15 protein-coding genes are annotated in these 22,724 nt (G+C 69.6%); 5 read left to right on the top strand and 10 right to left on the bottom strand.

What is annotated here, in order from left to right; genetic code table 11:
• Positions 1-66 precede the first annotated feature (66 nt).
• The 3 genes from ACFY04_RS16930 (at position 67) to ACFY04_RS16920 (ending at position 4,178) form a co-directional block, all read left to right on the top strand.
• The gene (locus ACFY04_RS16930) at positions 67-1,710 is read left to right on the top strand and encodes a flavin monoamine oxidase family protein (RefSeq protein WP_389117358.1); all 1,644 of its coding nucleotides are present in this window, start codon (positions 67-69) and stop codon (positions 1,708-1,710) included.
• 267 nt (positions 1,711-1,977) lie between these two features.
• Positions 1,978-2,943: a hypothetical protein gene (locus tag ACFY04_RS16925; protein ID WP_389117357.1), complete on the top strand. Its 966-nt coding sequence runs from the start codon at positions 1,978-1,980 to the stop codon at positions 2,941-2,943.
• The gene (locus ACFY04_RS16920) at positions 2,940-4,178 is read left to right on the top strand and encodes a hypothetical protein (RefSeq protein WP_389117355.1); all 1,239 of its coding nucleotides are present in this window, start codon (positions 2,940-2,942) and stop codon (positions 4,176-4,178) included. Before ACFY04_RS16925 ends, ACFY04_RS16920 begins: the two co-directional genes overlap by 4 nt.
• Before the next feature lie 438 nt (positions 4,179-4,616).
• On the opposite strand, the gene ACFY04_RS16915 is transcribed toward ACFY04_RS16920, so the two are convergent.
• From ACFY04_RS16915 to ACFY04_RS16880, 8 genes are all read right to left on the bottom strand, one after another.
• A complete protein-coding gene (locus ACFY04_RS16915) occupies positions 4,617-5,210 on the bottom strand; it encodes a sarcosine oxidase subunit gamma (RefSeq protein WP_389117354.1) in 594 nt (197 codons plus the stop codon).
• Positions 5,203-8,514, bottom strand: a complete 3,312-nt coding sequence (locus tag ACFY04_RS16910; RefSeq protein WP_389117352.1) for a sarcosine oxidase subunit delta family protein — start codon at positions 8,512-8,514, stop codon at positions 5,203-5,205. Before ACFY04_RS16910 ends, ACFY04_RS16915 begins: the two co-directional genes overlap by 8 nt.
• A 12-nt stretch (positions 8,515-8,526) precedes the next feature.
• Positions 8,527-9,759 carry a sarcosine oxidase subunit beta family protein gene (locus ACFY04_RS16905; protein ID WP_389117350.1) on the bottom strand — a complete coding sequence of 411 codons (1,233 nt, stop codon included), beginning with the start codon at positions 9,757-9,759 and terminating at the stop codon, positions 8,527-8,529.
• Positions 9,760-9,822: 63 nt separating this feature from the next.
• Positions 9,823-12,261: an FAD-dependent oxidoreductase gene (locus tag ACFY04_RS16900; protein WP_389117347.1), complete on the bottom strand. Its 2,439-nt coding sequence runs from the start codon at positions 12,259-12,261 to the stop codon at positions 9,823-9,825.
• A gap of 221 nt (positions 12,262-12,482) precedes the next feature.
• Positions 12,483-13,481 (bottom strand): ABC transporter substrate-binding protein, encoded by a 999-nt coding sequence (locus ACFY04_RS16895; protein ID WP_389117346.1) that lies wholly within the window; start codon positions 13,479-13,481, stop codon positions 12,483-12,485.
• 50 nt (positions 13,482-13,531) lie between these two features.
• The gene (locus tag ACFY04_RS16890; RefSeq protein ID WP_389117344.1) at positions 13,532-15,523 is read right to left on the bottom strand and encodes an ABC transporter permease; all 1,992 of its coding nucleotides are present in this window, start codon (positions 15,521-15,523) and stop codon (positions 13,532-13,534) included.
• A complete protein-coding gene (locus ACFY04_RS16885) occupies positions 15,523-16,611 on the bottom strand; it encodes a glycine betaine/L-proline ABC transporter ATP-binding protein (RefSeq protein WP_389117342.1) in 1,089 nt (362 codons plus the stop codon). The genes ACFY04_RS16890 and ACFY04_RS16885 overlap by 1 nt, the downstream gene beginning before the upstream one ends.
• 20 nt (positions 16,612-16,631) lie before the next feature.
• Entirely contained in the window at positions 16,632-18,101 is a 1,470-nt protein-coding gene (locus ACFY04_RS16880) for an aldehyde dehydrogenase family protein (protein ID WP_389117340.1), read from the bottom strand.
• A gap of 219 nt (positions 18,102-18,320) precedes the next feature.
• On the opposite strand from ACFY04_RS16880, the gene purU reads away from it, so the two are divergent.
• Positions 18,321-19,193 (top strand): formyltetrahydrofolate deformylase, encoded by an 873-nt coding sequence (gene purU / locus ACFY04_RS16875; protein WP_389117338.1) that lies wholly within the window; start codon positions 18,321-18,323, stop codon positions 19,191-19,193.
• 59 nt (positions 19,194-19,252) lie between these two features.
• Here the strand turns inward: purU and ACFY04_RS16870 are convergent, their stop codons facing one another.
• Both ACFY04_RS16870 and betA read right to left on the bottom strand, forming a co-directional pair.
• On the bottom strand, positions 19,253-20,092 hold the full coding sequence (locus ACFY04_RS16870; protein WP_389117335.1) for a 5,10-methylenetetrahydrofolate reductase: 840 nt from the start codon (positions 20,090-20,092) through the stop codon (positions 19,253-19,255).
• Positions 20,089-21,747, bottom strand: coding sequence for a choline dehydrogenase (gene betA, locus ACFY04_RS16865; protein WP_389117334.1), 1,659 nt, complete (start codon positions 21,745-21,747; stop codon positions 20,089-20,091). The genes ACFY04_RS16870 and betA overlap by 4 nt, the downstream gene beginning before the upstream one ends.
• A gap of 153 nt (positions 21,748-21,900) precedes the next feature.
• On the opposite strand from betA, the gene ACFY04_RS16860 reads away from it, so the two are divergent.
• A complete protein-coding gene (locus tag ACFY04_RS16860; RefSeq protein WP_389117333.1) occupies positions 21,901-22,698 on the top strand; it encodes an IclR family transcriptional regulator in 798 nt (265 codons plus the stop codon).
• Positions 22,699-22,724: the final 26 nt, after the last annotated feature.

The raw sequence follows: 22,724 nt of genomic DNA, 5'->3' as shown, positions 1-22,724 counted from the left end.
CGCACAAGCCACAGGAGCCAGACGAACCGGGATTGGCACCGTCCCGTCCGACCCGAGAGGTGAGCCATGAGTACCCGCACGTCCGCCACCCCGTCCGAATCCGCACAGTCGCTCTACCACGCCATGTCCGGCCTCGCCGGCCCGCTGAGCTCCGGCGAAGGCACCGCGCCGGACTTCGCCGCCGCACCACGCGCGGCGGCCGGCGAGGAGCCGTCGGTACTCATCCTCGGCGCAGGCGTCGGCGGACTCACCGCCGCCTACGAACTGGGCAGGCTCGGGTACCGGTGCACGGTCCTGGAGCCCCAGACCCGCACCGGCGGCCGCAACCGCACCGCCCGCAAGGGCGACACGCTGTACGAAATCGACGGCGTGGGCAACAGCCCGGTGCTGACCCACACCTGCGCGTTCGACAAGGGCCTGTACCTCAACCTCGGCCCCGGCCGCATCCCGTACCACCACCGCCGAGTCCTCACATACTGCACCGACCTCGGGGTGCCTCTGGAGCCGTACATCATGGAGACGACGGCGAACGTCCTGCACAGCGCGGGACACACCCCGCCCGGCCAGCCCTGGCGCAACCGGCGGATCGCCAACGACACCCGCGGCCACCTCGCCGCGCTCCTGTCCGCCACCCTGACCGAGAGCGACGAGTTCACCGGCCTGCTGCGGGACCTGCTGCGCAAGTTCGGCGACCTGGACGAGGAAGGCGAGTACCACGGCTCCACCCGCTCCGGCTACGACGAGCCCCTCGACGTCCACGAATTCCCCCGGCCCGCGCCCCCGCTGCCCCTCTCCGAACTGATTCAGTCGGAGTTCTGGAAGCGCAGGTTCTACCAGCCGGTGGACTACCTGTGGCAGGCCACGATGTTCCAGCCGGTCGGCGGCATGGACAAGATCGTCCACGCCCTCACCGAGCGGATCACCTCCGAATACGACGTGACCGTCGAACTCGAGGCCGAGGTCACCTCGATCGACCTGACGGGCGACGCAGTCAGCGTCACCTACCGCACGGGCGGACAGGAACTGACGACGACGGCCGACTACTGCGTGAGCAACATCCCTCTGCCGGTCCTGAAGCAGCTCACGCTGACCGGCTTCTCCACGGGGTTCCGGAACGCCGTGCAAGCGGTGGACTTCGCGCCGACATGCAAGGTCGGCTGGCAGGCCAACCGGCGGTTCTGGGAGGACGACCACAACCAGATCTACGGAGGCATCAGCTGGACCGACCACCCCATCACCCAGTTCTGGTACCCGTCCAACGACTACTTCTCCAAGACGGGCACCCTCACCGGGGCGTACAACTTCGGCGACCACGCCGAGGACATGGGCAAACTCGCGCCGGCCGACCGGCTGCGCCTGGCCCGGGACGGCGCCGCACAGATGCACCCCGAGTTCCGGGAGAAGACCACCGTGCCCCAGGACCTGGGGGTGACCATCGCCTGGCACAAGGTGCCCCACCAGCTCGGCGGCTGGGCCGACTGGGACCCGGCCGACCCCGACCACCAAATCGCCTACAAGCAGCTCCTGCAGCCCGAGGGCGACGGCCGCTTCTACGTCGTCGGCGACCAGGCATCACCGCTGCCCGGCTGGCAGGAAGGAGCCATGATGTCGGCACAGTACGTCGTCGCTCAGATCCTCGGTCTCCTCCCCCGCACCGCCCCCGAGACCGTCCAGGTCCCGGACGCCGTCTTCCTGACGCAAGGACTCTGAACACGCGCTCGGGGCCCGGCCCGCAGCACCCGGGCCCCGACCGACCCGCTGACAGCCAGGTCGTTCCCGCTGGCTCAAGGCCCTGGTCGCTGAAGTCCGGCCCGAGGTCTCGTACGGACGGCCAGAGGGCTGCCCAGAAGCGTGCATCATGCCGCCCTGGCCCGCCTCAGGAGTCGTCTTCCGCCGTGCGTCACCCGTGGCGGAAACCCTTCATCCCTGACGGGGACGGCCGGTGTGGGAGGTGACGACGCCGGGTAGGGCGGGATCATGCCCGATATCCCCCTGGCCGGAGCGGCCCTGCGAAGGGTGCTGACGGTCGTCGACCAGACGGCGGAGTTGGCTACAGAGGTGGCGGCCGCCCTCCGGATGCGCCCGAATGACGCCACGGCCCGCACGGCGGCGACATCGCTCGGCGTCGACGTACTGGCCTTCGAGCCTGCCGACTTCAAGGCGGTGGCCCGCCATCTGGAACCGCTGGACCAACTGATCGCAGCCGTCCCGCCCGATGCCGACGGAATGCGGTGGCGCTACCTGGACGAAGCCGTCCTGTTCCGATGCGAGGCGGAAGTACCCACGCTGTTCGATGAGTTCACCGCACGCCTGGACATCAGCCGGGTGATCGGTCTGACCACCGGCTACCTGGCCGGCCGTACGGATGTCCGGGCACGCGATGCGGACGGAAGGCCCATCTGGCAGCTGGAGCGCAGCATCAGCCGGGCCCAGCCCGCTTACCTCGCGCTGTCCGGCGCCGATGTACTCGACGTCTGCAAGCTGGAGACCATCGACTACGGCCCGGACGATCAGCTGCTGCGTTGGCGGCAGGTCCACAGCGCGAACGCCTCCGCCCTTCAGGACGACGGCTCGGTGTCCTTCGCCCGGACCCCGAAGGGCACCAGAGTGACCATCTGCACCCATCAGGAGTTCGCCCTCCCCCCGTTGTGGCAGGCGATCACCCCCGCGCTATGGCCAGTGGTCCGGCGCGCTCTGGTAGAGGACGCCTACCGCAGGTCCTTTCACATCACCCTGAGAACCATCGCCGCACGCGGGCAGGGCAGCGGTGCCGCGCCGGTGGAGGAGCCGGCTGGTGCCGCCTTCTCGCTCTGGGACGCCCTCGCCCGGTTGGCCGAGCCGTTGAGCCCATGGACCCTGTCGGCCCTGAGGCAACCGGCCCGGCCCGATCTCACCGACAGTTCCGGCTTTCGCCACTTCAGGCCCGAGAGGCAGCCCCGTTGACGCCGCCCGCCACTCCCCCGCACGCGTACCCGTACGCCTTCCACATCGCCCTCGACGGCAACGGTCTCAACGGACTCGAAGGCCGGGCGGGAGTGTGCGTCTTCCGCTACGACCCGGCCACCGGCCGGTACGCGTACAAGCTCCACTACTACGACGGCATCGCCGGCGGCCATGCCGTCAGCGTCAGCCCGGACCACACGCTCGGCTTCCTCGGCAACACCGGCCAGCACCTGCTCTTCTACGACACCGCCACCCTCGACGAGGCCGACCGCCTGTCCACCCTGCGGATCGAACCGACCGACTCGTCCGTCAAAGGCACCACGCACATCGCCTGGCTGGGTGACCGGGAGATCGTCGGCGCGATCGGCGAGCACCTGTGGCGGTTCGACATCGACAAGCTCGATGCTCCCGAACGCCTGGGCCCGCACGGCCTCAAGCTGCCCCACGCCATGAAGGCCACGGCGTCGGGCCGCTACCTCGTCTACGGCGGCATGGACCACCCCGGCCGCGGCGAGGCCCGCGAGGTCGGCATCTTCGACCTGCAGACCGGCAGCGCACGCCGCGTCGAACTGCCCGCCACCTGCTGGCACGTGGCCGTCCACCCCCGCGAAGACCGTTTCTACGCCCTCTCCTTCCGCGTCCTGCCCCAGGAAGGACACGACTGGCACGAATGGGCCATGGCCTACCTCAAGGAATACGTCTTCGAGATCGACGCCGAACACGCGCAGGTCCTGCGCCACTGGACGGCCCCCCGTGAGACCCCGGCACACATGAACTCGGACGTCTGCGTCTCCGACCGTGAACTGATCTACTGCAACGGCGGCAGCGGCACCATCGTCATGATCGACCTGGACGACTTCTCCACCCACCGCATCATCGACGAACGCCCCGGCCTGCCCGAACAACTGCTCGCCGGACGCCAATCACTCCACCAGGTGACCGACGCCTTCACCCGCGGGTCTCCGGCCGCGAGCAGCAGGCACTTCCTCTCCGCCCTGCGGGTCTCGCGCGGAACCCTGCTCGATTCGGTGTACGCCTGCCAGCTGTCGGCCGACCAGACCCTGCTGTTCACCGCCAACCGCGGGCTCAACACCATCACCGTCTACGACTACCCCGCCAACACGGTCCGCCAGCGGGTGCGCATGCCACAGCTGCGGCAGTACGTCGACGGCCTCTCCTGGTGGCACGACCCTCGACTCGGCTTCCACCACAGCACGCTGGTCTCCCCTCCGTGAACGGACGTTTTCCCCCGCGACCAGCCAGAAGGCCGCCCGCGGTTCCCGCTGGGACCGGGCGCCCGGTTCCAGCTGCCTACGGCTCACTCAAGGGTGGCGAGATGATCGGCGTCGCCCCCGCGCCACTCGATGAGGAACATGGTCGCGTCGTCGATGGTGATGCCGCCTCGTTCCTGTTTCAGGGTGTGGGAGAGCGCGCGCACCACCCGCAGCAACGCGGCGCCGCCTCCGGCAGGCGGACGGTCCTTCAGGACTGATGCTGACCGAACGCTTACTTTTCTGACGCACCTTCAGTCCGGTCCAGCGGCTCAGCCGCACTGCCCGAGCGTCGTCGATCGCCCGGCCCGGCAGCGCCCGGCGAACGCGGCGCTGACCGGAACCCCCACCGCATCGCTGAAGAGGTCCATCTGCCCGGGGGCCGTGAGTGGACGCTACGTGTCACACGTACTCCGATGCTGCGTCCAGCAACCAGTCCGCCAGGTATCCGGCGAAGGACGACCGGACCAGCAGCCAGAACCCCGCTCTGGGCTCGCCCCGTGGGACCAGCACCACCTGCGCGCGGGCCAGGGTGGTCTGGGCGCAGCGCCCGGGGCCGAAGGCACGCGGGTGCAGGTCCAACGGGCAGCCGTGCGCCAGCAGGTCGCGAGCGCGGCGGCCCGTAACGAGCACGGTGGTGCGCTGTGCGGAGACGTCCGTGACGGCGGCGGGCCCCTCGCCCGCGGCGTCGCGGATCCGGTGAGCCAGGTCGGCGCGGCTGCCGGGCGGGCCCACGACGAGCCATTCGTCGGGGCCGAGCCAGAGGGCGGAGCGGTCACCGGCGTGCACGACGGTGTTGGGCTCGCGGGGCAGTCGGAGCCCCAGAGCAAGCTCGATGGCGTCGGCAGCCGGGCCCTTGGGGTCGAGCCGGACGTTCACCTGGCCGAGGAAGGGCAGTTCTGCCAGGCGCAGGTCGCCGCCCGAGGCACGGGTGGCAGCGGCGAAGCGATCGGCGGCGTGCCCCAGGGGACTGTGGCGGATTGCGGTGTCAGCCATCGCGGCGGGCTCCCTCGGGGTCGTAGAGGACGGGACTCGCGACCGTCACCGGAACAAGGCGGTCGCCCACCGGCGCGTACAGCAGCTCGCCGATGCGGTCCCGGCCCCCCTTGATCAGGGCGAGTGCGAAGGTCCGGCCAAGCGCCGCGCTGTGGTAGCTGGAGGTGACGTGGCCGAGCATCGGCACCGGCGGCGCGGGAAGCACACTGTCGGCGACCAGGTGGGTGCCCTCGGGGAGGAAGGCGTCCGGGTCTTCGGGGAGCAGGCCGACGAGGTGCTTGCGGTCGGGACGTGTGGTGTCGGCGCGTGCGTGGGAGCGCTTGCCCACGAAATCGGGCTTCTTCTTGGACACCGCCCAGCTCATGCCGAGATCCTGCGGGGTGACCGTGCCGTCGGTGTCCTGGCCGATGATCGGATAGCCCTTCTCGGCGCGCAGGACGTGCATGGTCTCGGTACCGTACGGGGTGATGCCCAACGGGCCCCCTGCCTCGTACAGCGCCTCCCACAGCGCGCGGGCGTCCCACGGCGACACGTTGATCTCGTAGGCCAGTTCGCCGGAGAAGCTGATCCGGCAGACCCGGGCCGGGGCGTCCGCGACAGTCGTGTCTCGCCACGCCATGAAGGGGAAGTCGTCGTTCGCGACGGCCAGTTCAGGGGCCAGGGAGGCCAGAAGCTCTCGGGAGCGGGGGCCTACGAGGGCCACTGTGGCCCACTGCTCCGTAACGGAGGTGCAGTGGACGCGCAGATCGGGCCACTCGGTCTGCAGCCATTCCTCCATCCAGTCCAGCACGGCGGCCGCGTTGCCGGTCGTGGTCGTGACCAGGAAACGCTCCTCGGCAAGGCGGATGACGGTACCGTCGTCGAGGACCATGCCGTCGAGGCGGCACATGACGCCGTAGCGGATCATGCCGACTTTGAGGGTGCTCATCATGTTGGTGTAGAGCCGGTCGATGAAGACGGCGGCGTCCGGCCCCTGCACGTCGATCTTGCCCAGGGTGGAGGCGTCCATGAACGCGACGCCCTCGCGGGCGGCGCGGCACTCACGGAGCACGGCGGCCTTCATGTCCTCGCCGTCCTGGGGGTAGTACCAGGGTCGCTTCCACTGACCGACGTTCTCGAACAGGGCGCCGTGGTCGGCGTGCCAGTCGTGCAGGGCGGTGACGCGGACGGGGTCGTGGAGCGCGCCGCGGTCGCGACCGGCGAGGGCGGCGAAGGAGACGGGGGTGTAGGGAGGGCGGAAGGTCGTCGTGCCGAGGGCGGAGATGTCCACGCCCAGCAGGTGGGCGACGGTGCCGCTGGCCAGGACCCCGGAGGTCTTGCCCTGGTCGCTGGCGGTGCCGGCGGTTGTGTAGCGCTTGGTGTGCTCGACCGAGCGCATACCGGCACCGGTCGCACGGGCGAGGTCTTCGACGGTGACATCACGCTGGAGGTCGACGAAGCGGGGCGCGCCGAGGACGCCGGGGACGACGAAGACCTGCATGGCCGGGGAGTGCGGTCCGTCGGCGGCGGCGGGGAGTCGGGGCGTGCCGGCCGCGTAGCCCTCGGCCTCGATCGCGCGGCCACCGGCGGCGGCGCCCTCGGCGAGGACGCCGGGCAGGTCCAGGACACCGTTCGCCGAGCCTGCGACCTCGACGGCCTGGCGGCAGCCGTCGGGCACGAACGATCCGAGTGCCTCGTCGTATCGCAGCTTGCCGCCCGCCTGGCTGAACAGGTGCGCCACCGGGTTCCAGCCGCCCGAGACAAGCAACAGGTCGGCAGCGAATTCGCGGCGCCCCGCCACTTCTCCGTACGGGGCGACGGCCACCGCCGTGAGGCGCGGGCCGCCCTCGGTGCCCACCACTGCGTGGCCGGTCAGCACCTCGATCCCGGCGTCCTGGGCGCGGCGCGCCCACTCCCCGGGCTCGGGGCGGGTGTCGACGACCGCCGCGATGTCCACGCCCACCGCCGCCAGGTCGAGCGCGGCCGCGTAGGCGCTGTCGTTGGTGGTGAAGACGACGGCGCGGCGGCCGGGCAGAACGCCGTAGCGCTGGGCGTACGTACGGGCCGAGGCCGCCAGCATCACGCCGGGGCGGTCGTTGTCGGCGAACGCCAGCGAGCGCTCGTGGGCTCCGGTGGCCAGGACGACTCGACGGGCGCGGATGCGCCAGACACGCTCGCGGGAGACATGCCCGGGGGCTGCGCCGCCGAGGTGGTTGGTGCGGCGCTCGACGGCGAGGACGTGGTTGTCGTCGTAGTAGCCGAAGACGGTGGTGCGGCGCAGTATGCGCACCTCGACCTCGGCCGCGAGCCGCGCGACTGTCTCGCCTGCCCAGTCCAGGAGCTGTCCTGTCCCGAGGAGACTGCCGCCCGGTTCGGGCTGGTCGTCGGCGAGGATGACGCGCGCGCCGCTGCCTGCGGCGGCGGACGCGGCCGCGAGTCCGGCCGGTCCCGCGCCGACGACGAGCAGGTCGCAGTGGGCGTGGACGGCGTCGTAGCGCGCGGGGTCGGGCGCGGTGGCAAGCCGTCCCTGCCCGGGCAGGCTGCTCGCGACGAGCCCGTCGTACAGCTCCACTGCCGTCGTCGGCAGCATGGGCTCCGGGAAGGGCTCCTCGATCTGTACGACGGCGTTGGGTTCCTCGACTCCGGCGGAGAAGATGCCGCGCGGGCGGCCGAGCTTGATGCCGGTGCCGGTCTGGATGACGCCGTTGGCGAGGAGGGCGGAGGCGAGGGTGTCGCCACGAAAGCCCTCGTATGTGGTGCCGTCGAAGACGAAGCCGAGCCGCTGATCGCGGCGGATGCGGCCGCCGGTGCTCAGGCGGAACGGCTGGGGGCCGCGCTGGGACTCGGGGTACGTGCTCGTCTGCGGCTCGGTGGCCGCAGGGTTCTCCGCCACCCCGCCCCTTCCCGGGGCCGGGGGCTTGACCCCGGACCCCTCGGGCTCCCTCGCCGGGTGCGGCACGGTGGGCGGGTTGTGCCCACCTGCCCCCACAGCTCCGCGTGGGGGCACCCCCATGGCGCTGCGCTCGCCCTCGCGGAACGACTGCCCACGACCCGGGTCCGGGCGTGGTTCGTCCGTTCGGTACACCGCCAGGATCTCGTTCGTCGCCGTGTCGCGCACCGCGTTGAACCACCGGCGGCAGCCGGTGGTGTGGCTCCAGCGCTCCGCGAACGGGCCCTTGGGGTTGTCGCGGAAGAAGAGGTAGCGGGACCACTCCTGGTCGGTCAGGGCGGCGGGGTTCTCGGGATAGGGCACGTGGGCCTGACCGCCGTAGTGGAACTCGGCCTCGTCACGGGGCCCGCACCAGGGGCATGGGATGAGCAGCATCGATTCGGCTCCTCAGTGGGCGACCGCGGCCGCGCCGTGCTCGTCGACGAGCGCGCCGGTGGTGAATCGGTCGAGCGAGAAGGGGGCGTTGAGGGGGTGGGGGGTATCGTGGGCGATGGTGTGGGCGTAGACCCAGCCGACGCCGGGGGTGGCCTTGAAGCCGCCGGTGCCCCAGCCGCAGTTGACGTACAGGTTGTCGACCGGGGTGAGCCCGATGATCGGCGAGGCGTCGGGGCTGACGTCGACGATGCCGCCCCAGGTGCGCAGCACATGGGCGCGGGCGAAGACCGGGAAGAGTTCCAGGGCGGCGGACATCTGGTGCTCGATGATGTGGAAGGCGCCGCGCTGCGTGTAGGCGTTGTACGAGTCGATGCCTGCGCCCATCACCAGCTCGCCCTTGTGGGCCTGGCTGACGTACACATGCACGGCGTTGGACATGACCACGGTGGGGTGCACCGGCTCCAGCAGCTCGGATACCAGGGCCTGCAGCGGGTGGCTCTGCAGCGGCAGCTCGAAGCCCGCCATGGCCGCGAGCACCGAGGTGTGTCCGGCCGAGCAGAGCGCGACCTTGCCGGCGGCGATGGGGCCGAGCGTGGTCTGTACGCCGACGACCCGTCCGCCCTGGATGTCGATGCCGGTGACTTCGCAGTTCTGGATGATGTCGACGCCGGCGGCGTCGGCGGAGCGGGCCAGCCCCCACGCGACGTGATCGTGCTTGGCGATTCCGGCCCGCGGCTGGTACGTGCCGCCCATCACCGGATACCGCACGTCGGGCGAGATGTTGACGATCGGGCAGACGTCCTTGACCTGATCCGGGTCCAGCCATTCGGCGTCGACGCCGTTGAGCCGGTTGGCCTCGACGCGGCGCACGCTTTCGCGGACGTCCTGCAGGCTGTGGGCGAGGTTGAGCACACCGCGCTGGGAGAAGAGGATCGGGTAGTCGAGTTCGTCCGCCATCCCCTCCCACAGTTTGAGGGCGTGCTCGTAGATTCCGGCGCTCTCGTCCCATAGGTAGTTGGAACGGATGATCGTGGTGTTGCGGGCCATGTTGCCGCCCGCGAGCCAGCCCTTCTCCAGGACGGCCACGTTGGCAATGCCGTGGTTCTTCGTCAGGTAGTGGGCGGTCGCGAGACCGTGGCCGCCGCCGCCCACGATCACCACGTCGTACGACCGCTTCGGCTCGGGTGTGCGCCACAGCCGGTCGGGGTGCTCGGGGAGGTCGGCGCCCGGGGTGCGGGGGGTCATCGGGCGTCTCCTGAAAGGTGCGGGTGCAGCGGGTGCTTGGCGGCCGGCTTTCCGGTCACAGCACTAGCCGCGCAGGCGGGACATGGAGGGGTCGAACAGCGGCTCTTCGGCGACGACCGCTGCCACGCGCTGGTCGAAGTAGCCGATGTGCACGGTCCGGCCGGTCGTGGCGAGCTCGGCGGGCAGCCAGGCGTACGCGACGCCCTTGCCGATCGTGTATCCGTACGCGGCGCTGGTGACGTAGCCGACGGGGCGGTCGCCGTCGTAGACCGGTTCCTTGCCCATGACCACGGCTAGCGGGTCGTCGATGGTCAGACAGGTCAGTCGGCGCCGTACGTCCGCCTTGCGCCGCACCAGCGCGGCCTTGCCGATGAAGTCTTCCTTGTCGAGTTTGACGGCGAAGCCGAGCCCCGCCTCGTAGGGGTCGTGCTCATAGGTCATGTCAGTGCCGAAGGAACGGTATCCCTTCTCCAGGCGGAGGCTGTTGAAGGCGCCGCGGCCGGCCGCAATGCCGCCGAGGGGTTGCGCGGCCTGCCACAGGGTGTCCCACAGTTTCAGTCCCATGTCGGCGGTGGTGTACAGCTCCCAGCCTCGTTCGCCGACGTACGACAGGCGCATCGCGGTGACGGGGACGGAGCCGATGTGGGCGCGCTTGGCGCGGAAGTACTTCAGACCGCCGTTGGAGAAGTCCGCGTCGGCGAGCGGCTGGAGGACCTCGCGGGCCAGCGGGCCCCACAGGCCGATGCAGCAGGTGCCGGCCGTGATGTCACGTACGGCGACCGATCCGTCGGCCGGCAGGTGTCGGCCGAACCAGTCGAGGTCGAGGCTGCCGTTGGCGCCGACCTGGAAGTGGTCGCGGCCGAGACGGGCGACGGTGATGTCACTGCGGATGCCGCCGTCCTCGTCGAGGAGCAGGGTGTATGTCACCGAGCCCACCGACTTGTCGACGTTGCCGGTGGACAGCCGCTGGAGAAAGGCGGCGGCGCCGCGACCGGTCACTTCCAGGCGCTTGAGTGCCGTCATGTCGTACATCGCGACGGTCTCGCGGGTGGTCTGGGCCTCGGCGCCGACGACGGGCGACCAGTAGCGCGCCGCCCACTCGTTGGGGACGGGGATGGAGCGACCTTCGACGAGCGGGGCGTTGGCCTCGTACCACTGGGGCCGCTCCCAGCCGGTGGCCTCCAGGAAGAAGGCGCCGAGTTCCTGCTGGCGGGCGTAGAAGGGGCTGGTGCGCAGGGGCCGGGGCGCGCCGGCCGGCTGGAGGGGATGGAGGATGTCGTAGACCTCGACGAAGTTCTGGCAGTCGCGGGCCAGGACGTACTCCGTGGAGAGCTGGTGCGGCTCGAAGCGGTTCACGTCGCACTCGTGCAGATCGAAGGACGAGCAGTGACCGTCCACGAGCCATTCGGCCACCGCGCGGGCTACGCCCGCGGAGTGGGTGACCCATACCGCCTCGGCGACCCAGAAGCCCATGACCTCAGATGATTCACCGAGCAGCGGCAGTCCGTCGGTGGTGAAGGAGAAGAGGCCGTTGATGCCCTCTTCGATCTTGGCATCGCGTGTCGCGGGCAGCAGCGCCCGCGTCTCGGCCCAGGCGTCGGCGAAGTCGTCCTCGGTGAACTTCAGGACGGAGGGCATCTGTTCGGCCTCGTCCACCGGGGTGATGTCCTCCGGGGCGACGGGCATGGGCCGGTGACCGTAGTAGCCGATGCCGATGCGGTCGAAACGGTCGCGGTAGTAGAGGTCCCCATCCTGGTGGCGCAGGATGGGACGGACGGCCTCCTCGGCCTGGCCTTCCAGCGCGGGGACGGGGCCGGTCCAGGCGAGCTGGTGGGCGAGCGGGGTCAGCGGCAGGTTCATGCCGACCATGCGGGCGATCTTCGGGCCCCAGATGCCGGCGCAGCACACGACGATGTCGGCGGGGATCTCTCCCTGGTCCGTGACGACTGCGCTGACCTTGCCCTCGCCGTGTACGACGTCGAGGACTTCGTGGCGGGCGAGGAAGCGGACGCCGCGCTCGGTGGCCCGCCGGATCTGAGCCTCGACGGCAAGCACCGCCTTGGCCAGTCCGTCGGTGGGGACCAGCAGTCCGCCGAGGACGCGCCGGCGATCCACCAGCGGGTGCAGTTCGACGCACTCTTCGGGGCCGAGCAGCCGTCCTTCGATGCCCCAGGCGGTGGCCCAGCCATGGCGACGGTGCAGCTCGGTCAGCCGTTCGGGGGTGGTGGCCACCTCAAGACCCCCGACCTGCAGGAAGCAGGGCTGCCCGTCCACGTCGAGGCTGCGGAACTTCTCGACGGTGTAGCGGGCGAGCTCGGTCATGGTCTTCGAGGAATTCGTCTGGAAGACCAGCCCGGGCGCATGGGACGAGGACCCGCCGGTGGCGGGGAGGGGCCCCTGGTCGACGACCGTGATGTCGGTCCAGCCCGCGAAGGACAGTTCGTCGGCGAGCGCCGCTCCCACGACGCCTGCTCCGATGATGACCACTCGGGGTCCCGCCATCGCCGCACCTCCACCTTCAAGCAGTTCAGTTGCTTTCAGCGCAACAAGCTTCAGGTTGCGCAACTCACGATGCCGGTCGCCGAGATGGGTGTCAAGGGGTCCCGGACGGCCGTGACCGGGGCGGAAAACAGCCGTGCCCGGCGGGCTGTCACGGCAGCCCGCCGGGCACGGCTGTGCTTGTTCGCCCGTCCCGCAGACGGGCTTGTCGGCTGTCCCGGGGATCAGCTCTTCTTGAGCCAGGCGTCGACCTTGTCGCGGTTGGCGTCCACCCACTTCTTGGCCGCCGCCTCCGGCGGCATCTTGTCCTCGGCGATGTACTTCGCCACGAGGTTCTGGTCCTCGTTGGTCCAGGTGAAGTTCTTCACGAGGTCGTAGGCGGGGCTCCCCGAGTCGGCGAACTTCTTGCCGACAATCTTGTCCAGCCGGTATTCGGGATAGTCGCAGGCGACCTTCTCCGCCACGGCGTCACAGCCGTCCGTGTACTCCGGCAGATTCACCTTGACCAGGTCGATCTCCGAGAGGAACCACTGCGGTTCGTAGAAGTACCCGATCAACCAGGTCTTCTTGGCCTCGGCCTGCCGGAACGCCTGGATGAGCGCCGCCTCGCTGCCGCCGTAGACAACCTTGTAGTCGAGCCCCAGATTCTTCACCAGTGCGGCGTCGTTCGTGACGAACGACGGGTCGCCGTCGAGGAACTGACCCTTGTCGCCCGACTCCGACGTCTTGAAGTCGGCGGCGTATTTGTTGAGGTTCTTCCAGTCAGTGATGTCCGGGTGTTCCTTGGCCAGCCACGGCGGCACGAACCAGCCGATGACTCCCTTGTTGCCGGTCGTGCCGGCCGTTACAGCGGTCTTCTGGTCGGTGATGTACTTCTTCTTCAGATCGTCGTGGCCCCAGTTCTCGACGACGGCGTCCACCTCGCCGGTGCCGAACCCCTGCCAGGCGACCTCTTCCTTGAGGTCCTTCTTGGTGACCTGGCACCCGAGGTCCTTCTCTGCGACATACGCGATGACCGCCGCGTTGGCCTCGTATCCGACCCAGGGGTTGACCGCGAGGTTGAACGTACCGCACTTGCCGGAAACACCGCCCGAAGCACCCGATCCCGACTCGCCCACCTTGGCGCCGCCGCAACCGGTGACGACGGCCAGGCCCAGCGCCGCGAGACCGGCCATGGCGGCCCGCCGTCTCGCGGGACGCGATGGTGTCATGAAGTTGCCCATCTTGTGCTGCCTCCTGTGCTTGTTCCTGTGAGCGCCGGGATGTGGGCGGCCTAGCGGGCGCCGGGCCTCCTCGCCCTCCGCCGTGCCGCTGCCTGGGTGATGCGGTCGAACATGACCCCGAGCAGAACGATGGCCAGGCCTGCCGCCAGGCCCTTGCCGTACAGCTCACCCTGGGAGAAACCGGCTACGACGTCGTAGCCCAGGGCGCCCGCACCGACCAGTCCGCCCACGACCACCATGGACAGGACATAGATCAGGCCCTGGTTGGTCGCGAGCGTCAGGGCGCTGCGTGACATGGGGAGCTGGACCTTGGTGATGATCTGCCAGGTACTCGAGCCGGCCGCGGTGGCGGCCTCCACCGTGGTCTGCGGCACCGCTCGCACACCGTCTGCGATGATCTTGATCGTCACCGGGGCGGCGAAGACGACCGCGGCGGTGATCGCCGTGAAGCGCGTGGCGCCGAACAGCGCCAGGAACGGCACCAGATACACGAACGAGGGCATGGTCTGGCCCGCGTCGAGGCTGGGTCTGATCATCCGGTCGGCCAGGGAACTGCGCCCCATCCACACGCCGACCACGACACCCAGCAGCAGGACGATCAGGGTCGCCACCGCCGTGGAGGCCAGCGTCGTCATGCTGTCCGACCACACGCCGGTCGCGACGAGCGAGGCTACGCAGGCCGCGGCCGTGACACCCGCGCGCCACCCGCCGAACACGGCGCCGACGGCGACGAGGACCGCGCCGACCAGCCACCACGGGGACTCGGTGAGCAGCGTCTCGAAAGGGTTGAGCAGCGCTGTGGTGATCAGATCCCTGGCTCCGTTGGTCAGTCCGCCGAAGGTGTCCTGCGTCCACAGGCTGACCGAGTCCGCCGTACGCGCGATGGCGCCGCCGGCCGCGGCGTCGCCGGGAAACTCGGCCGCCCACACATAGGTGTGGGACAGCCATACGCACACCGCGGCCGCCGCGCCGCCGGCCGGCAGCAGGGGCCGGCGCCACTTCCCGAAGCGGCCGGCGCCGCGCTTCCTGGCGGCCTCCACCCGGTCGCCCGCCGCGGTCGTCACCCGGTCCAGCACGATGGCCATGACGACGATGGCGAGGCCGGCGTTGAAGGCGACGCCCACGTCGAGGGTCTGCAGCGCCTTGACGACGGTCTTGCCCAGGCCGGGCGCGTCGATCAGAGCGGCGATGGTGACCATGGACAGCGCCGCCATGATGGTCTGGTTCACGCCCATGACGACGGTCCGCTTGGACATGGGCAGCAGCACCTTGGTGAGCGTCTGCCGCCGGGTGGATCCCAGCGACTCGGCGGCCTCGACCGTGGTGGCGGGCACCTCGCGGATGGCATGCGCGGTGATGCGGATCGCGGGAGGCGCCGCGTAGATGAGCGTGGCGATCGTGGCGGATGCCGGGCCGATGAGGAAGAACAGCGTCAGCGGGGCCAGGTAGACGAAGGTCGGCATCGTCTGCATGAAGTCGAGGAAGGGTGCGATGGCGCGGTTCACCCGGTCGGAGAGCCCCGCCCAGATACCGAGCGGGATCCCGATGAGCAGGGAGACGAAGACCGCCGACAGGGTCAGGGCCAGGGTGTCCATGCTCTCCTGCCACAGTCCCTGCAGCCCGAAGAAGACGAACCCGGCCACGGCCAGGGCAGCGACGCGGATGTTCCCGAAGGCCCAGGAGATGTACCCGACCAGGGCGACGACGCCCAGCCAGCCGATGACAGGGACCGGACGCCCGGCCGACGGCTGGGAGATCAGTGACTGGATGAAGGTCACGAGAGTGTCGATGACCAGCCGGATCTCATTGAAGAAGTAGAGGAAGACCGGATTGCTGTTGCGGTTCGCCCCGATGGTGTCGTTGACCGAGTTGAACCAGCGGTGCAGGTCCGTCAGGTCGGCCGCCGCCAGCGCCAGGGTCTGGCGCCCGCGCAGAACGGCGAACAGCACCAGCCAGGCGACCAGGATCGCGGCCACCACGGCGCTGCGGCGGACCCCGCGTACGGACGCGACCCGCACGGCCGGTTCGGCGACGACGGCCATCACGCGCCGCCTTCCTGCCCCGCCACGACCGCGAGGATCTCCTCGTCCCCGACGATGCCCAACAGCCGCCCGTCCTCGACGACCTTGACCGGCTTGTCGGCGGCGAGCACCGCCCGCGTCGCCTCACGCACCACGACGTCCGGGCCCAGCTCCGGGCCGTCGAGGGGGTCGCCGGGCTCGGGGGCCCGCATGATCCAGCGCAGGGTCAGGACCTCGGCGCGGGCCACGTCCCGGACGAATTCCCGGACGTAGTCGTCGGCGGGCGCGCCGACCAGTTCGTCACCCGTGCCGCACTGAACCATCTTGCCGTCGCGCATGATGAGGATGCGGTCGCCGAGCTTGAGCGCCTCGGACAGGTCATGGGTGATGAACACCATGGTCTTGCCGACCTCGTGGTGCAGCCGGATGACCTCGTTCTGCATGTCGCGGCGGATCAGCGGGTCGAGCGCCGAGAACGGCTCGTCGAAGAAGAGCACGTCCGGATCGCCGGCGAGCGCCCGGGCGAGACCGACTCGCTGCTGCATGCCGCCGGACAGCTGCTCGGGGTAGGAGTTCTCATATCCGGCCAGGCCTACGAGTTCGACCACCTCCTGGGCGCGCCGGTTACGCTCGGCCTTGCCCATCCCACGTATCTCCAGTCCGTACGCGACGTTGTCGACGACCCGGCGGTGGGGCAGCAGCCCGAAGTGCTGGAAGACCATGGAGAACTTGCGCCGCCGCAGCTCACGCAGCCGTCTGGCGTCGGCGCCACGGATGTCCTCACCCTCGAAGTCGACTTCCCCCGCGGTGGGTTCGATCAGCCGGGTGAGACATCGCACCAGCGTGGACTTGCCGGAGCCGGACAGGCCCATGACGACGAAGACCTCGCCCGGCGACACCTCGAAGTTCACATCCCGTACGGCGGCGGTGCATCCCGTACGGTCCATGAGCTCACGGCGCGTGAGCCCGCACAGCTCCTCGGAGTCCGGCACCTGGTCGGCCTTGGGCCCGAACACCTTCCACAACCCGCGCACGGAAATGACCGGGGCAGCGTCCTGGTCCTTGGACGTGCCGCGCCGCTGCGGCAGTACAGTCTGCTTGGGGGTCACGATCGACCTCTCTTCGGCGTTCAGCCGCGGAACCAGTGCTGCGGCCGGGGTTGGATGTTCTGCCAGATGTGCTTGGGCTCGCGGTATTCGTCCAGACCGGTCGGTCCCAGTTCCCGGCCCACGCCCGAGTGTCCGAAGCCACCCCATTCCGCTTGCGGCACATAGGGGTGGTAGTCGTTGATCCACACCGTGCCGTGGCGCAGCCGTCGCGCGACCCGCTGGGCCTTGCCCGCGTCCTGCGTCCATACGGCTCCGGCGAGTCCGTACTCGGTGTCGTTGGCGATGCGTACGGCGTCGTCCTCGCCGCTGAAGCGCTCCACGGTCAGCACGGGCCCGAAGGACTCCTCGTGCACCACGCGCATGTCCTGCCTGCACTCGTCGAGCACGGTCGGCGGGTAGTAGTAGCCTTCCGCGAGCGCGGGGTCCTCCGGGCGGCTGCCGCCGCATCGCAGTACGGCGCCCTCGGCGAGGCCGGCCGCGACATACGCCTCGACCCTGTCCCGATGCTGTGCGGAGATCAGCGGTCCCGTATCGGCCTCGGGATCGAAGGGGCCGCCCAGACGGATGCGCCCGGCGCGGCGCACGACCTCGTCGACGAAGGCGTCGTGCAGCGAGTCCTCCACGATCAGGCGGGCACCGGCCGAGCAGACCTGCCCGGAATGCAGAAAGACGGCCGTGAGAGCGAAGTCCACAGCGGTATCGAAATCGGCGTCGGCAAAGACGACGTTGGGGTTCTTGCCGCCCAGTTCGAGGGCGACCTTCTTTACGGTCGCGGCGGCCGTGGCCATGATCCTTCGGCCGGTGTCCAGGCCGCCGGTGAAGGAGATCATGTCGACGGCGGGGTCTTCGGACAGCGATGCGCCCACCTCGGGGCCGGTGCCCAGCAGGAGGTTGGCGGCGCCGGCCGGCAGGCCGGCCTCCTCAAGTACCCGCATCAGCAGGATCGATGTGGAGGGAGTGAGTTCACTCGGCTTGAGAACGATCGTGTTCCCGGCCAGAAGCGCGGGGGCGACCTTCCACGACGCCTGGAGCAGCGGGTAGTTCCACGGAGTGATCAACCCACAGACACCGACGGGCTCGTAGGTGACGCGGCTGACGGCGTCGTCGCGCCCGGTGTCGATCACCCGGCCGGCGCTGGTACCCGCGATCCCGCCGTAGTAGCGGAAACAGGAGACCACATCGGCGATGTCGTACTCGCTCTCCACCAGCCGCTTGCCGGTGTCCAGCGATTCGGCGCGGGCGAACTCCTTGGCGTCGCGCGCGATCAGATCGGCGGTGCGCAGCAGCAGCGCGCCGCGATCCCGCTCGGGGGTGCGCGGCCAGGGGCCGTCGTCGAATGCCCGGCGGGCCGCGGCGATCGCGGCGCCGCTGTCGGACCGCGTCCCCTCGGACACGACCGCGGCCAGCGTGCCGTCTGCGGGGCAGCGGATCTCCCGGTGACCTCCGGCAACCGGATCGCACCATTCTCCGTCCAGATACAGATCTGCCACGAGCGCAGCCCTTCGAGCGAAGTTCCGTTGCGCATGATGCACCGCATTGCTTGTGATGGAACACCCTGGCCGACCGTGTGACCTTCGTCAAGAGGGTGCGGCGGGCGGATCCGCCCCCTGAGCCCGTTGCCCCGGCTCCCTTGACCAAGGGCCACGACAGGCCGACCATGTTGCGCATCACTCACCCTGTTGTGCAATACGCACCAACGGAGGCCGTGCATGTCCCCTCGACCGCAACCTGGCCGTGAATACGTCCTCACGCTCTCGTGCCCGGACCAGGCCGGACTGGTTCACGCCGTGAGCGGCTATCTGGTCAGGAACTCCGGCAACATCCTGGAGAGCCAGCAGTTCGACGAGCGGCTTCAGGGCCGTTTCTTCATGAGGGTCCACTTCGATGTGTCGGACCCGGACACCGACGTGAAGAATCTGCGTGACCGATTCGGCCCCGTCGCCGAGGCATTTCGGATCTCGTGGACTCTTCGGGACGCCTCTACCCCGACCCGTACGCTCATCATGGTCTCGAAGTTCGGCCACTGCCTGAACGACCTGCTCTTCCGCCGGCGCACCGGCGCGCTCAACATAGAAATCCCGGCCGTCGTCTCCAACCACCGGGAGTTCGAGGAACTGGCCGGGACCTACGGCATCCCCTTCCACCACATCCCGGTGACCAAGGACACCAAGGCCGACGCCGAGGCACGCCTCATGGAGCTGGTCCGCGAGCTGGACATCGACCTGGTGGTGCTCGCCCGCTACATGCAGATCCTCTCCGACGACCTGTGCAAGCAACTCGAGGGCCGGGCCATCAACATCCACCATTCCTTCCTGCCCAGTTTCAAGGGCGCGCGCCCGTATCAGCAGGCGTACGAGCGCGGTGTGAAACTGGTCGGCGCCACGGCGCACTATGTGACGCCGGACCTGGACGAAGGGCAGATCATCGAGCAGGACGTGGTCCGTGTGGATCATTCGCTCGACCCGGACGAGCTGGTCACGGTCGGGCGGGACGTGGAGGCGCAGGTGCTGGCGCACGCGGTCAAGTGGCACAGCGAGAGCCGCGTCATGGTGGACGGAAGCCGCACGGTGGTCTTCCGCTGAACGGTACGCGATCGCCGGACAGGATTGTCTCCCCCACCCCGCCCCTGTCCTGACCGGGGCTACGCCCCGGGTCCGGCCCGGACGTCGAGGCGCTCCAGCATGCCGCGTCGCCAGCGCTCGGTCTCGGCGATCTGGTTGAAGGTGAACAGGTGCAGGCCCGCGACCGCCGCCGAGGGCGCTGTCAGCACGGGCGCGGCGCGCCGCAGCAGCCGCTCCGGCGCATAGCCGCCCGGCGCCGCGAAGCGCACGAACCAGGAAGCGTGCCGGGCCAGGAAGCGCGTCGACTCCCCCACACCGATCTTCGCCGCCATCGCCAGGAGCTTCGTACGTTCGACGGGCCCGGCCACGCCCACGTGCACCGGGAGGGTGACATCCCGGCGGCGGACCCGCGTCACCCACTCGCCCAGCACGCGGGGGTCGAAGCACAGGTTGCTCACGATGTACGTGGCGTGGGCACGCTTGTCCCACATCGCCTGGATGGTGGTGTCGTCGTCGATGAGCGGATGGCTCTCCGGGTAGCCGGTGATGCCAACCCTGCTGAAGGGGCTGCCCAGCTCGCCCAGCCGCCGCAGCGCGGGCAGCGCCCCCTCGTACGGTCCGGCGGGCGGATCCGCGTCCCCGGCCGGTACGAAGACGTCGTCCACGCCCGCCTCCCGCAGCCGTGCGACGACCTCCGCCACATGGGCGCCGTCCCTGAGGAGCCGGGCGGGCACATGCGGCACGACGCCGTACCCCTCCACCGCCAGCCGGGTCGCGAGATCCAGCGTCGGCTCCAGGCCCTTCACCGGCGACGCCGTGACCGTCACCACCACATCGCGCGGCACATGGGCGAGAACCTTGTCCTGCGTGGACTTCGCCGGCAGGACCTCGTAGCGGACGTTCTTCAGCAGCTCTCTCACCGCGGGTCGCGGTGCCGGTAGTACGAGGCCTTGGAGGGCGGCAGCGGCTCCTTGCCGAGGATGAGGTCGGCGGCCTTCTCCGCGATCATCATCACGGGTGCGTAGATGTTGCCGTTGGTGACGTACGGCATCACGGAGGCATCCACAACGCGCAGCCCCTCCACGCCGTGCACCCGCATGCTCTCCGGGTCTACGACGGCCATCTCGTCCGTGCCCATCTTGCAGGTACAGGAGGGGTGCAGGGCGGTCTCACCCTCCTTCGCGACCCAGGCGAGGATCTCCTCGTCGCTCCGCACGGAGGGTCCGGGCGAGATCTCCCCGTCGTTGTACGGGGCGAGCGCGGGCTGGTTGAGGAGCTTGCGGGTCACCCGGATCGCCTCGACCCACTCACGTCGGTCCTGTTCGGTGGACAAGTAGTTGAAGCGCAGCGCCGGATGCTCGCGCGGGTCCTTGCTCTTGATCTTCACGGAGCCGAGGGCGTCGGAGTACATGGGTCCGACGTGCACCTGGTAGCCGTGCCCGCCGGCGGGCGAGGACCCGTCGTAGCGGACCGCGATGGGCAGGAAGTGGAACATCAGGTTGGGGTAGTCCACATCCTCGTTGCTGCGGACGAAGCCCCCCGCCTCGAAGTGATTGGTCGCGGCCGGGCCCTTGCGCAAGAGCCACTGGAGGCCGATGAGAGGAGCGCGCCACTTGGCGAGGTACGGCTGCATGGACACCGGCTGCTTGCAGGCGTGCTGGACATAGACCTCCAGATGGTCCTGCAGGTTCTCACCCACCCCCGGCAGGTGGTGGACGACGTCGATGCCGAGCGGCTCGAGTTCCTCGGCGTTTCCGACGCCGGAGAGCTGCAGCAGCTGCGGGGAGTTGATCGCACCGCCGCACAGGATGACCTCGCGGGCGCGCACCTGCCGCACCTTGCCGCGGCCGCGCCGGTACTCGACGCCGACTGCGCGCTTGCCCTCGAAGAGCACGCGAGTGGCCAGGGCACGTGTCCTGACGTCAAGGTTCGGCCGCCTCTTCACGGGCCCCAGGTACGCTTTCGAGGCCGACAGGCGGCGGCCGCGGTGGACGTTGCGGTCGAAGGGCGCGAAGCCTTCCTGCCGATAGCCGTTGACGTCGTCGGTGCGGGGGTGGCCGGCTTCCTGGACGGCCTGGAGGAAGGCGGGGAAGAGCGGGCTGGAGGCCGGGCCGCGTTCGAGGACGAGCGGGCCCTCGTGGCCGCGGAACTCGTCGTCGGGCTCCGCCGCCAGGCAGTTCTCCATCCGCTTGAAGTACGGCAGACAGTGGGCGTAGTCCCAGGTTTCCATCCCCGGGTCGGCCGCCCACCGCTCGTAGTCCATCGGGTTGCCGCGCTGGAAGATCATGCCGTTGATGCTGCTGGAACCGCCGAGCACCTTGCCGCGGGCATGGTAGACGCGCCGACCGCCCATGTGGGGCTCGGGCTCGGATTCGTACTTCCAGTCGTAGAAGCGACTGCCGATGGGGAAGGTCAGCGCCGCGGGCATGTGTATGAAGACATCCCAGGGGTAGTCGGACCGGCCGGCCTCCAGCACCAGCACGCGGTTGCCCGGCTCGGCGGAGAGCCGGTTGGCCAGGGCGCTGCCGGCCGAACCGCCGCCGACGATGACGAAGTCATACTGCAAGGGGGCCATGGCCTGCCTCGTCTCGCTCGCGTCGTCGATATGCGCGGCATGGTAGTACGGGTAGCGCTATACGCACTAGGTTGCAAGCCGCGCAACTTGATCCGCTTGAGGCCCCTTCTCGCTTCCGCCCGCGCCGTTGTTTACCGTGCGTATAGTTGCACCATGAGCAACTTCACCGCAGATAGCGAGACGGCGGGACCACAGGGCGGTGGCGTGCAGTCCGTCGACCGCGCCATCAGTGTGCTGGAGATCCTGGCCCAGCGCGGCGAGGCCGGCGTCAGCGAAGTGGCCGCGGAGCTCGACGTCCACAAATCCACCGCCTTCCGGCTGCTCGGCGCCCTGGAGGCACGCGGGCTGGTGGAACAGGCGGGCGAGCGCGGCAAGTACTGCCTCGGCTTCGGCATCGTACGGTTGGCCGGTGCGGTCACCGGTCGTATCGACATCACACAGCAGGGCCGCCCGGTCTGCGAGCGGCTCGCCGAGGAAATCGGCGAGACCGTGAACATCGCCATCATGGAGAAGCAGTTCGCGATCAACCTCTGCCAGGTGCGCGGCCCCGGCGCCATCACCGCGCACAACTGGGTCGGCCAGCTCACCCCGTTGCACGCCACCTCCAGCGGCAAGATCCTTCTGGCCCACCTCCCCGCGAAGCAGCGCGCCGAACTCCTCGCGGACGCGGGCCTGGAGAAGCTCACGCCACACACCCTGACCTCGAAGACGAAGCTCGAGAAGAACCTCGCCGAGGCCAGGGAGCGCGGCTATGCCTGGACGTTGGAGGAGCTGGAGATCGGCCTGCATGCCATGGCCTCTCCGGTCCGCTCCCGGGACGGCGAGGTCATCGCCGCGGTCAGCGCCTCCGGACCCTCCTACCGCTTCACCGAGGAGCGGATGCACGAGCTCGCACCGGTACTGGTCAAGGGCGCAGAGGAGATCAGCCACCGGATGGGCTACCTGGGCTGACCGCACGCTGCACGCCTGGCACCCCG

The organism is Streptomyces sp. NPDC001549 (genome assembly GCF_042894025.1).
Taxonomy (GTDB): domain Bacteria; phylum Actinomycetota; class Actinomycetes; order Streptomycetales; family Streptomycetaceae; genus Streptomyces; species Streptomyces kutzneri.
Note: the sequence above shows the minus strand (reverse complement) of the source record. Positions and strands in the feature narration are given on the sequence as shown.